This window comes from Lacrimispora sp. (assembly GCF_032078915.1).
In the GTDB taxonomy this organism is placed as follows: Bacteria; Bacillota; Clostridia; order Lachnospirales; family Lachnospiraceae; genus Lacrimispora.
The window spans coordinates 16,096-28,842 of the sequence record NZ_DAMAUN010000076.1; the positions used below are offsets into that span (position 1 = coordinate 16,096).

At 44.0% G+C, this 12,747-nt stretch carries 11 protein-coding genes; 1 reads left to right on the forward strand and 10 read right to left on the reverse strand.

What is annotated here, in order from left to right; genetic code table 11:
- Window positions 1-133 precede the first annotated feature (133 nt).
- The 7 genes from RT269_RS23005 to RT269_RS23035 all read right to left on the reverse strand — a co-directional run bounded on the left by RT269_RS23005 (window position 134) and on the right by RT269_RS23035 (window position 9,316).
- Complete coding sequence (locus RT269_RS23005) at window positions 134-961, reverse strand: hypothetical protein (RefSeq protein ID WP_313186133.1); 828 nt, start codon at window positions 959-961, stop codon at window positions 134-136.
- A 58-nt stretch (window positions 962-1,019) separates the two neighbouring features.
- Window positions 1,020-2,615 (reverse strand): hypothetical protein, encoded by a 1,596-nt coding sequence (locus RT269_RS23010; RefSeq protein WP_313186134.1) that lies wholly within the window; start codon window positions 2,613-2,615, stop codon window positions 1,020-1,022.
- A gap of 191 nt (window positions 2,616-2,806) precedes the next feature.
- Entirely contained in the window at window positions 2,807-3,325 is a 519-nt protein-coding gene (locus tag RT269_RS23015) for a hypothetical protein (RefSeq protein WP_313186136.1), read from the reverse strand.
- Window positions 3,326-3,500: 175 nt separating this feature from the next.
- A complete protein-coding gene (locus RT269_RS23020; RefSeq protein WP_313186138.1) occupies window positions 3,501-4,229 on the reverse strand; it encodes a LytR/AlgR family response regulator transcription factor in 729 nt (242 codons plus the stop codon).
- A 928-nt stretch (window positions 4,230-5,157) separates the two neighbouring features.
- Window positions 5,158-7,002, reverse strand: coding sequence for an ABC transporter ATP-binding protein (locus tag RT269_RS23025; RefSeq protein WP_313186140.1), 1,845 nt, complete (start codon window positions 7,000-7,002; stop codon window positions 5,158-5,160).
- The gene (locus RT269_RS23030) at window positions 6,999-8,759 is read right to left on the reverse strand and encodes an ABC transporter ATP-binding protein (protein WP_313186142.1); all 1,761 of its coding nucleotides are present in this window, start codon (window positions 8,757-8,759) and stop codon (window positions 6,999-7,001) included. The genes RT269_RS23025 and RT269_RS23030 overlap by 4 nt, the downstream gene beginning before the upstream one ends.
- 122 nt (window positions 8,760-8,881) lie before the next feature.
- The gene (locus RT269_RS23035; RefSeq protein ID WP_331664219.1) at window positions 8,882-9,316 is read right to left on the reverse strand and encodes a MarR family winged helix-turn-helix transcriptional regulator; all 435 of its coding nucleotides are present in this window, start codon (window positions 9,314-9,316) and stop codon (window positions 8,882-8,884) included.
- A gap of 344 nt (window positions 9,317-9,660) precedes the next feature.
- Between RT269_RS23035 and RT269_RS23040 the strand changes: the two genes are divergently transcribed.
- On the forward strand, window positions 9,661-9,882 hold the full coding sequence (locus RT269_RS23040) for a hypothetical protein (protein WP_313186146.1): 222 nt from the start codon (window positions 9,661-9,663) through the stop codon (window positions 9,880-9,882).
- Between the two features lie 265 nt (window positions 9,883-10,147).
- On the opposite strand, the gene RT269_RS23045 is transcribed toward RT269_RS23040, so the two are convergent.
- From RT269_RS23045 to frlD, 3 genes are all read right to left on the reverse strand, one after another.
- Complete coding sequence (locus RT269_RS23045; RefSeq protein WP_313186148.1) at window positions 10,148-11,161, reverse strand: SIS domain-containing protein; 1,014 nt, start codon at window positions 11,159-11,161, stop codon at window positions 10,148-10,150.
- Window positions 11,162-11,176: 15 nt separating this feature from the next.
- A complete protein-coding gene (locus RT269_RS23050; RefSeq protein WP_312440895.1) occupies window positions 11,177-11,905 on the reverse strand; it encodes a GntR family transcriptional regulator in 729 nt (242 codons plus the stop codon).
- 58 nt (window positions 11,906-11,963) lie between these two features.
- The coding region (frlD, locus tag RT269_RS23055; protein WP_313186150.1) for a fructoselysine 6-kinase at window positions 11,964-12,747 on the reverse strand (784 nt) is incomplete at its 5' end.

A 12,747-nucleotide genomic window follows, 5' to 3' on the forward strand; every position in this document is an offset into this window, starting at 1 on the left:
GAAATCTCTTGCAAATAAACTGTCCTGCACCCTGCGGTTTATTTGCAACAAATCTCCGGAGAATCTCCGAAAGGAGATTCTCTGGGGATTATAACTAATCATCCTGGCGTTTATAAACTGACCTCAAATATAATTAAGGCTGAAGGTAATCCTCGTTAGGTGCAGTGTCAACATCATTCTGCATCTCTACGCTGATCGTCCATACGATGTTACCAATCTTTGCAGACTCTTCTACCTGCTTATACTCGCCCTTTGTTCCACCTACAAGTACGTCAAACTTTGCATGGTGAGTCTCTCCTACAATTGCATAATCATCACTATCTACGTTAGAGTAGCTTAAATCACCTAATGGGTCTGTATTTGGTGCTGCCAGACTAATACCGGTACCAGCCATCTGGAGTCCTCCGTTTGCCACTGTATCAAAGTTGTTACCATCAACGCTTATATTGTACTTCTTAAAATCATCCAATCCGGTATTGCTGCTGGTTGTATGAGTCCAGTATTTTCTGGATGCATCATCCCCTTCATTCTTGATGTTTCCATTAACCTTAACTGCCAGACCTTCTCTTTTGTCTGAAGCATTCTTGAATGTAGAATAATTTGTAAATGGCAGTTTTCCTTCAACGGTAAGATTTCCTTCTGTCTGCAGGTTATAAACTGCACCTTGTCCGTTCGTTGACGGAGTGGTTACGTCTACCTTTACATTTGGAAGATAAATGTCTCCGTTTGCGCTGGTCACAGGACTGTTATCACTTACTGTAGTCGTACCTTTTACTACGAATGCAAACAGTGTCGGAACTTCTACTTTTACTTTTGCATCCTTATCTTCGATAATAACACCCGCCCATACATCAGTGCCGGTTGATGCAGGAACAGCTCCTCCTGGATCAGCCATTGCCGGTATTACCATGCTTGTTGCCATTACGCCTGCTAATAATGTTGTTATGAGTCTCTTCTTCATCTTTCATTCTCTCCTTTTTGATAATTAAAGTTATATGATAAAAAGAACAATAACCTTTCTATCCAACGGTGACCATTGGAAAGTCCACCTGATTCTCTGGCCTTTCCTGATTGTTTACGGATCTGCTGTCATCAGCCTGCCAGTAAACCTGATTCCTGACCGAAAAATCCGGCGGTGTACAAAGAAACACCTTTACCTGAAAGGTCAATTCCTTTTCTTCACCCGGAAGGATACGCTCCAGCATCCAGGTTATATACTGCTGCCCGCCGACAACTCCATAGATCCCATCGTCTTCCACGGAAACAAAACTGGTATGCTCCGGAAGATAATCCCGGATACGCACATCCTTAATCTCTTCCTTACTGTCATTGTGAAGTACCATTTTATATGTAAGAATCTCATTGGGTTGTACCCGGGACTGTATTCCATGGCTGGCAGCTACTTCTGCACCAAAGCTAATATTGATATCCAATACCTCATCTGATCCCCCGGTATTTCCGGCTGATTGCTGATTATGTGAATACTGTTCCTGAGCCTGAGATTCTTCTGACTGCGGATCTGTCGCTTTCTCAATCTCTGTTGAGCTCTCCGGAATCGTTTCCGGACTTGTTGTTTCTTTCGCTAAAGTAGTTTTTTCTCTATCTGAACCAGAATTTCCTCCTGAGTCATAATCTTTTGTCGGATTATGTGTCTCTGGCGTCGTTTCCTCTGCAGTTGTCTCTTCCTCTGTTGTCTCCTGCGGACTGCTTTCCTCCGCTGTTGTCTCTTCCTCTGTCGTCTCCTGCGGGCTGCTTTCCTCCGCAGTTGTTTCTTCTTCTGTGGTCTCCTGCGGGCTGCTTTCCTCCGCAGTTGTTTCTTCTTCTGTTGTCTCCTGCGGACTGGTCTCTTCCGCAGTTGTTTCTTCCGATTCTGTCGTCTCATTCTCAGGAACAAGCACCGCTGGAATCGGTTCTTCATATCCCGGTAAATCAAATATAATGGTGGTCGGTTCGCTTACCGGAACAAAACCACTATCATACCAATATGTAATCGTAATACTGGAATACATCTTTACTTCTTCTTTAAACTCGGTATAGAGAATGACATTGCCGTCCTCAGTGTAACAAAGCATTACATCTCCTACATGGACTCCGCCGCTTAGAACTAACTCTTCCCAGAATTCACTATCCAGGGAAAGTCCTTCAATCCGTCCAAGATTCCATGTTACGCTGTCTCCATCACCCAATCCATAAGCTTGTGGATATATCGTGACTTTTAATTGGTGTTTAACAGCAGCATTTGGTTTGATTTTCTGATTTTTCTTTAAGGTAATATTCCAATTATCACTGTCAACAATAGCAGCTCCATTCAACGAGACCTGAAACCATGTAGGAATAATTGCATTCTCATTGTCTGCTTCCTGTTCCAGTAGTTCCTGCAAACTCGGCTGGCCCGGAAGCCCTGTAGATAACGGGGCCGCCAACATTCTCGACGCTCTCGAAGGCGTTGCCAGTGTGCTGGCTCTTACTCCCTTTGCTTTTACACCAAACACACTTTCAATGCGCCCCGTCCCTGCGAAGGAGGCTGACGAAACAACAGCGATCAAGGCTACTATCAAACCCGCACTTGCATATAGCTTGGCAAGCCATTCAATTCTCTTCCGGTTTTTAACCATATCTTCACCTCTGTTTTACACGATCAACAATGTGCTACTACTACACCTTCACTGCCTTCTTCTTGCACAACATCGCCTAAACCGTCCAGATCTTTGACCTTTCGGTTACTGCCTATAATGATGTAGAGAGCAGCCGGAATGCTGCATACTAAAATAATGAGTTCAATAATATTACTTACTGTAATAAGTCATCACCTCCTCTTAAGTGCTTTCGCGCTTTCTCTTTTGTACCAGTTAAAAACTAAACTATTGTACCAAAGAGCTGCTATCGTACACCCCCAGACTCCTCCAATCGATGCGGATAATACAAAATCCATCCGATTGATACCTGGCTCACCTTCCTGAGCAGGATCAGAATCCGGAGACGACAGCTCAATTCTGACTGTCCGTACCTCACCTCGATGGCATCCCAGACACTCTCTCCGCTCAATCCTTATCCCTGATTCCGGTCTTTCTTCCACCACTTTCCAGTCTCCATAATGATGACCGGTCGCCGGCAGATATTCTATATAAGTATAACCGCATAAGGTACACACATTTTCAACTAGGCCTTCTGAGTCTTCTGAATTCAGTTTTAATATATGGCTTTCAAATTCATGCTGCTGACCGCCGGTACAGGCAGGATGCGTATCAGCATACCCGACTCCACAACATAGGATAGTTAAAAACAGCGTACATAGCAACATAAGAAGCTTTACTCTTACTTGCAATTACCTGCCCCCCCATCCTATCTTTTTAATAACCAGATAATTGTAAACATTCTGTCCGCATATATATTTTTGTTATTTCCGTTATTTTGATTTACAATTCCGTTCAACATTACATTACCCTATCTTTCTCAACTTGTGTTGATTCTTGGATAAACAGTAGTCTATTCGCTCCAAACTACACTACTTTTCTCGTTTCAGCGTATTCTTCCATTTCCCGTTTTAAATCTGCGTAATAATATCTTCCTACCGGCAGCCTCTCTCCCGTATCCAATACTATTTCTTTAAAAGAAATAGTTCCGATATGAGATTTTGCTACCACGTAAGACTTATGGACTCTAACAAAACCATATTCCTTTAACCTTAATTCAATTTTTCCAATGGTCGAATAGAAGCTAAACTGGTCACTGCCGTAATAAACGGTCACGATCCGTTTTGTGACTTCAAAGTAATGAATCTTTTTAATCTCAATCTTTCGGAATTCACCAGCCCCTGTACACATAATGTATTCCGTCTGCTTTTCTTGTACTGATTTTACCGCTCGCATAAAAATATCTTCGAATTTTTCTACCGTTGTTTCTCCTTTCACAACATAATGCAATGCTTTAACATCAAATGCCGTGGTGTAAAAATCTTTAGAAACTGTAAAAAACACAATTTCACTGATACACCCCTGACTTCTCAGCTTTCTGGCGACCTCATCCCCCTGCATCCCGTTCATCCTCATATCCAGATAAATAATGTCCGGATAGCTTTTGTGATCCCCTTGTAAACGGAACAGCAGTTCTTCACCTTTGTGATATAAAGAAAACACCACATCAATTTGATGAATTGACGCTAACAGTTCCAACTGCTTTTTACATTGTTCCAGTTCTTTTTCATTATCATCACAAATTGCGATAATCACGATTTATCCTCCTCTTTAAGTCAAGCACCAATTAATTAATAAGTACCTGCAATTAATTTTCGTGCAATCTATTGTTCTAAAAATGCCTTTATTCGTTTATATCCACACTTATATAGGCAGCAGTTATTCTATAACATGAGCAGTGACTAAACTCCGTAGGATAACATGAACATATGACCTCTCTTAAGAAGATCCGAATTGCACAATCCGTTGTAACCGATAAGCTAACCTAATCCCAGTATCAAGCTTATCCAGATAAGCATATAAAAAACTCAGTTAACCTGGAAGTGCATGTATTTAATTTGACTTCTCATGTATTAAATCAGTTTCAAGGAGCAATAAATCATAATCTATTGCATGAAAAAGTTGGATAAGGTTTTTATTCCTTATCCTCTACTTTGGGTCACTATACTGTTATGAATCTAAAATTAACTTGTTTTTTCTAACCACTTGACGGTTTTTACCGGCTATTTAAAATAGTCGGGATCAGCAGAAATTCAAATATTATCAGCCATCTGAGCCTTGAGAGTTGTTAGCTGTCCTGCCTTATTAAATAGCCAGATGGTCATAAACATTTTATCTGAATGTAGATCTTGGATATTTCCCTTATCTTAATAAGCAATTTTTCTCAGCATTACTTTACTTCATTTTTAAAAATTTGTAATAAATAGTGGATAAACAGCAGTCTTTTGGTTCCAAACTACACTACTGTTCTCGCTTGCGCGTATGTTTCCATTTCCCGTTTCAAATCGGCGTAATATTATCTCCTTACAGGCTGTTCCAACAGCCTTTTACATTGTTCCAGTTCTTGTTCATTATCATGGCAAATTGCAAAAAAAGAGAACGGTTACTAAGCCGTTCTCCATTATCACATTATCAGATGATAAAGTAAGATATGCATACTATTAAAGATTACAAATCAACGGATCTATGCAGCAGGTTCAAACTGGCTGTTGTAAAGTTCTGCATAGAAGCCTCCCTTTTCTAACAGTTCCTTATGATTGCCACTTTCGATAACGTCCCCATCTTTCATGACCAAAATCAGATCGGCATTTTTGATGGTGGACAGGCGGTGTGCGATGACAAAAGATGTGCGTCCTGCCGTCAGCTTATCCATAGCCTCCTGAATCAAAATTTCGGTGCGTGTGTCCACAGAACTTGTTGCTTCGTCCAGAATCAGCATGGGAGCGTTTTGGATCATCGCTCTGGCAATCGTAACAAGCTGTTTCTGCCCCTGTGAAAGACTTGCCCTGTCATTTAACAATGTGTCATACCCTTGCGGCAAAGTCCTAATAAAATGATGAAGCCCTACTGCCTTGCATGCAGCAACCACCTGTTCATCTGTCACCCCCGGCTTGCTATAGATAATATTTTCCTTGATGGTACCTTCAAAAAGCCATGTATCCTGTAATACCATACAAAATTGCTCATGGACATTCTCTCTTGGCACCTGGCTGATCGGAATGCCATCCAGCAATATTTCTCCACCGTCCAGTTCATAAAAGCGCATCAGCAGATTGACCATTGTTGTTTTTCCTGCACCGGTAGGTCCCACAATAGCTATTTTCTGCCCAGCTTTAATTTGAGCTGAAAAGTCATTAATAATCGTTTTTTCCGGGGTATATCCAAATTTCACATGACGGAATTCCACATCACCTTTCACATTGGCGAGCTTCTTTGCTTTTTGGCTCTCGTCAGACAGTTCTTCCTCATCAAAGAACTCAAACACGCGCTCACTGGCAGCAGCGGTTCTTTGCAGGTTCTGGAATGCCTGAGCAATTTGTGAAAGCGGTTGGGTAAACAAACGGATATACAGCATAAAGGCTACGATCACCCCAAAGCTGATGGTTCCGTTCATCGCCAGCGCCGCACCTACCACACAGACTGCCACATATCCGAAGTTACCGATAAATGTCATAAGCGGCATCATCAGTCCGGACATAAACTGGCTCTTCCAGCCGCTGTTATACAGGCTCTCGTTCACATTCTCAAAAAAACGTCCGGCCTCTTTTCCACCGTTATAAGCCTTTACCACATTATGTCCAGAATAAACTTCTTCAATATGACCATTCGCGACACCCAGATCTTCTTGCTGCTGAACGAAATATTTCTGCGATTTTGACATGATAACCCCCATGATGACAAACCCAAAAACGCTCGATCCTACGGCAGTTAACGCCATGATCCAGTTATTGTAGAACATCATAATAGCTGAACCCACAAACATGGTAATGGATGTAACCAGATTTCCGATGCTTTGGTTCATGGTCTGACCGATGGTATCCACGTCATTGGTCACCCTGCTGAGAATATCGCCATAGCTTACCTGGTCAAAATATTTCAAAGGCAGCTTATTGATTTTTTGTGATATACCGGTACGCATATTTTTGCTGATTTTTTGCGTTATAGTTGTCATCATAAAACTTTGAATAAAATTGAGAAATGCTGAACCTGCATAGAATGCCACCAACAGTAATGCAATGCTTTTTACTGTACCAAAATCAATAGCACCAGCGGACGGAACACCATTGATCAGCGCAGGTAATCCTTTCATGATCTCGTTGGTCATATCTTTCAGTTTATCCGGACCGATAATTTGCAGCACTGTTCCGATTGCTGCCATAACAAGAGCAACAATCACTGCGGGCATATAATTTTTACAATAGGCAATCAGTTTTCCCCATGTCCTTTTAAAATCTTTCGGCTTTTCGACAGCCCCCTGTCCCATAGGACCTCCGGCCATCGGCTTTCTGTTCGTTCTTTGTTCACTCATGACACAAGCTCCTCCTCACTTAATTGGCTCATGGCAATTTGCCTGTATACCTCACAGTTCTGCAGCAAATCCTTGTGTTTGCCATTGCCCACAACTCTGCCTTCGTCCAGCACGATTATCTGATCAGCATCCATAATCGTGCCGATACGCTGTGCCACAATCATACTGGTCACACCTGCGGTTTCTTTTTTCAGTACATTGCGCAAAATCCGATCCGTCTTATAATCCAATGCTGAAAAGGAATCATCAAATATATAGATTTCCGGCTTTCGACAGACCGCGCGGGCAATGGCAAGCCTCTGTTTCTGCCCGCCGGACACATTGGTACCGCCTTGGGCAATGTCTGCTTCATAGCCGCCCTCCATGCGTTCAACAAAATCCGTACCCTGTGCAATTGCAACAGCTTTCTTGATTTCGTGCTCAGAAAACCCATTTCCCCCATTATCTCCGTATGCCACATTGGACGAAACCGAACCCTTGAACAGAACCGCTTTCTGCGGCACGTAACCAATTTTATCGTGGAGTGCCTCCTGGGTATACTCCTTTATATTCACGCCGTCAATCAGGATTTCTCCCTCTGTCGCATCAAAAAAACGCGGCACAAGGTTTATCAGTGTTGATTTACCACTGCCTGTAGAACCGATAAAAGCAATCGTTTCCCCCTTCTTTACCGTAAAGTTCACATCCTCCAGCACATAATCCGCCGCATCCGGATATTTGAAGCCCACATGTTGAAACGTAACCTCACCTTCCAAACCAGGGACTCCCTTTGTCCGGCTGCCATCAAGGATTGTAGGTTCGGTGTCCAGCACTTCATTGATACGCTTGGCGGAAACGCTGGCACGGGGAAGCATGATGAAAATCATGACCAACATCAAAAACGACATAACAACCTGCATCGCATAGCTGGAGAAGACCACCATGTTAGAGAACAGCGTCAGTTTATCCGTCATCTGGGCCGCATTAATTAAGTAGGCGCCGATCCAATAGATCGAAAGGGACAGCCCACTCATAATCATCGTCATGACCGGCATCATAATTGCCATAGCTCGGCCTGTATATAACTGGGTTCCGGTTAATTCCTCGTTCGCTTCCTCAAACTTCTTTTCCTGATAAGCTTCGGCATTATAAGCTCTCACTACGCGGAGTCCCGTCAGATTTTCACGAGTAACCCGGTTCATGTTGTCTGTTAAGGCTTGCATTTTCTTAAATTTAGGTATCACAAAAATCATGATAATACCAATCATAACAACCAAAAGTGCAACCGCCGCGCCTGTGATGAGTGACCATTCAAAACCCTTTCCGGCGATTTTGCTAATCGCCCAAACAGCCATAATCGGAGCTTTTATAATCAGCATTAAACCCATTGTAATCAACATCTGAATCTGTGTAATATCGTTTGTTGAACGGGTGATCAAGCTGTCAGTCGAAAAGCGGTTGATCTCCTCCATGGAAAAGGACTCCACTTTATTAAAAAGGAGACTGCGCAGACGCTTAGAAAATGCGGCGGCAATCCGTGCCGCAATAAAACCAACAATAACGGCGCCTGCCAAACTGCCGAGTGTGCAGAGAAGCATTTTACCCCCAGCAAACCAAATATCGCTCATCGCACTACCAGGCGTTTGCACTAACATGGTTATTTCTGACATGTAATCCGGCGTTTTTAAATCCAGCCATACCTGGACCATCACAAATATCAGGCTAAATAAAGCCATCAGCCATTCTTTGGGCTTGAGATATTTAAATATTCTAATCATAGAAAAAACCTCCTTATTATTAGTGTTCATATTGAACGCTGTTAGTTATGTGGTCCTAAAATGCAGACCTCGTTTGGTCTGCATTTTTATCTCACTATCTTTATTCCCCGGTTCCGATTATTCTATTCAAAAGGATCTGGCATCGTGCGCTGAGCGATCTCAAAGAACCGCGTGGAGAGACGTACAAATTCTCTTGCGTCTTTTTCCCCCATCACGGTGAATACTTGAATCAAATGATTTTGCATTCGCTGCATGTTTGCCCGAATCCGTTCACGGCCTTCTTCCGTAATCGTAACCAAAATAAAGCGCCTGTTCGTGGTGTCTATTTCACGGTGAATCTGCCCTTTCTTTTCGAGGGTACGGAGTGCCGCAGAGATTCTGGCCGTACTGCTGTTCAGCGCCTCACTCAATTCAGACGGCGATGCAGGTGATTCTTTCGTATAAAGATATCTTAAAATGAAAATTTCGCCTTTTCCAGAACGATTAAATTCATCCATGACTTTTCCACGGGACATCAGTTCACCCAATGAATCGACCAGTTCTTCTATACTACTCAATTTATTCACCTCCACCTTTCAAACAGGTATTAGTATTTATAACTAACACTGTTAATAGTGTATACTGTTTCACGAGTATTGTCAAGAAAATATTTTCGCATCTAAAATTCCCGCTATAAAAGCCACTGGAATAGTATCTAATGGAATAGAGGTATCACGTTGTCCAACAATCCAGTCTCAAATGCTTTTCGTTGCCGGGTTATCGCATCTTCCTTTTTCATATATGTCCCAACTTCCAATTTTATTTACAGAATTATGATAAATCTCATAATGGATTACGCCTATATCCTGTTATTCTTAACATAAAGCTCGACAACAAAAAAGTCAAAAGGAGGATATATATTATGACTTTCGGCAATGTCTTTTTTTTAATCACCGTATTGGTTGGCGCTATTCTCTTGAACCGATTTATTCAGCACCGAAAGGGCGCCCGCAGAGAAGCCGCGTTACAGCGCACCAGAGAAATAGAAAGAGCACATTGGCGGCATGTGCTTCGGAATTATGATTTTGTTTTTGCTGATGACAGGGAAGAAAACACAAGTGAAAACCGTAAAGCTGCGTCTTAAAATCAATGGTCAGGACGAAGGGCGCCTTGAGACAGAAATAATCTGCAATCATATAGATTTAAAAAGGGGGTCGTATAAGTAAGTTTTATTCTATAAAAATACGCATTGATGAGGATTAAAAACCCTTTTCAATGCGTATCTGTAATTTTATAACAATCTTTTTCATGGAGTCCAGATAATATTCCAGGGAATAATGGACATATTGAACGCTCAGCCCCCGATTTAATCCATGGTACACTTCGATATTTCCGCCTGTCTCCCGTTATTAATAGTCAAACTGCCTGTAGTAACGGCGGATCACCATGGGATGACGGAACTCCTCCTCCATATGGGCATCCACACGGTTGTTTACCGCATGCATCACCAGGTGTGAAACAGAGCCTCTGAATTCCCGGCTGATTCCCTTTAGTTCATAATCCTTCGTATCTATGACAGTGTAGTTCTTGCAGACCTTGGGCAGGAAACCTTTCACGCGCTCTGCCAGGGGACGCTGCTCGTCCTCTCCGATGAACAAAGTGACAGGAGTCTCCGCGTCTATAACCTCCAGCATGCCATGGAAAAACTCAGCGCTGGTAATGGATTTGGTGCGGATCCACAGCTGCTCCTCCCAGTAGCACATCGCATAGGAGTAAGTGGCTCCCCACTGGTTACCGCCGCCCACAAAATAGTGGGGCATATCCGGGCGCGCCTTGAAATACTCATATTTATCCCTGGCGAATCCGGCCGCCCACTGGTCAGCTTCCTTCTCAACCTCCACCAGGGCCCGGGCCAGATGGGCCTCCATCTCTGCGTTGTACTGGTCGTACTCAGGGAACTCCCCGTTGTTGAACATCAAACGGTTGGCTACCATATAGAACTTCAGCTGCTCATTCATAGGGTAGGAAATGCACCAGTCGCATAGCTTCACCATGGGGGCATCCGGCTTGTCAATGAAGCCAAACACCTTGGCACCGGCTTCCCGTACCTTCTCAATGGCCTTTACCATCTCCTCGGTGCTTCCCGTCACAGATGAGAAGATCACGATGGATTCCTTGGTGAAACGCTTGTTGCCGGTGGTAATGAACTCCGCACCGTTCTCCACATAGATCGGAATGGAACTTCTTCCCCTCATATAGACCTCCGCCTGCATGCCGGAAGCCCAGGTTCCGCCGATTCCGATAAAATAAATTCCGTCAAAACCTCTCTGCTGGATTTCGTCCACAACTTTCTCAATCTCCGGCCGCAGCGCCAGAACGCCGTTTATACTGTCAATCTGCTTCTGTTCGTCAAATTTTAACATAATTGCTCCTTCCTTCTACTTATGGAAATGCACATTGAAGTTGCATTTGTCTCCACGGGTATAAGATTTCGAATATTCTATCACACGGTCATCCTCGTCATAGGTGGTGCAGGAGAACAGGAATACCGTCTGGTCTTTGTTGATATTAATCAGCCTGGCATCGGACTGGGTCAGCTGGACCAGATCCAGGGTCTGCCATGCCCTCATAGGGTTAATCCCATAGAATTTATAGATTTCAAACATGCTGAACACTGTCAGGTCGATCCCTTCCATCTTAGGTACCAGATTATAGGGAATATAGATTTCCTGAATGGCAATAGGGTCTTCATCTGCATAGTCCAGACGCTTGATATAATACAGCATATCTTCTTCGTTGATTCCAAAGATTGCCGCGTATTTCTCTCCGGCCTTCCGCTGGCCTTTCAGCAGGATCTTGCGCTTATTCTGCACATGCTTTTCATCCATGGTCTGGGTAAATCCGCCCAGCACCTCTAAGTCCCTCTCGATCTGGGCCACAACGTATACGCCCTTGCCCTGAATACGCTTTAACAGACCCTCATTCACCAGCGCGTCAATGGCGCTGCGGACGGTCAGACGGTTGATTCCGTAGGTACCTGCCAGAACATTTTCCGATGGGATGGCCGTACCTGGAGCATACTCCCCATCCTCGATTTTAGAACGTACTACTTCCCGAAGCTGAAGATAAATAGGTGAATTGTAAGCAACCTCTGCTGTTTTAGCCAACTTTTTTCCTCCTTGTTATGAGCACTTAGCGGTCGTCCTTTTACCGCTTTGTGCGATATTACCAGGCGCCGTTGTACTCCAATGTAACACTGGAATTAGCAGCACCCAATTTCATACACTCTTTCACTTCTCTGCCTTCCAGAATTCCCTTTAAGAATCCTGCGATAAAGCTGTCCCCGGCACCCATGGTATCCACCACGTTACAGGGCACAATTCCAAATGTGGTAAACCCGGTTCCGTCATAGGCAATGCTGCCCTTTTCGCCCATTGTGGCGATCACCAGCCCAGGGCCTTTTTCCTTAAGCTCCTTCATGGTCTCCCGAAGTTCCCCGGTATCTCCATCATCGGTGGCAAAAAACAGGTAATCCACAGAGGGAATCGCCGCGACAGCCGCCGGATCCTCCGGCCTTGTGGCTGCATCGAACGCAATCCTGATTCCCCGCCCCTTTAGCTGCGCCAGATCGTTGTGTATGTTCCCCCATAGTCCTGTCACGATCATATCATGTTCACAAATAAAATCCTTTTCCTCATCGGTCAGCTTGAAGCCGGCCAGCACGCCCTCCTCGTAATCTCCGAAAACGCGCTCACCGCCCATCAGCTCCACATGGGTGATGGCCGTGCTCCCCTCCATGAAACGGATATGGGATACATCCACACCTTTTTCTGCGATCTTCTCTTTCATCAGAGCGCCGTACTTATCTGTGCCCACCACGCCGGTATAGGAAGCCTGGCCTCCCAACCGCATAAAATATACAGCCACGTTTACAGGATTGCCGCCTGGGTAAGCGTTCCCGGTATTGTCATAGACATCCATATAGTTATCGCCAAATGCAGCAAGTTTC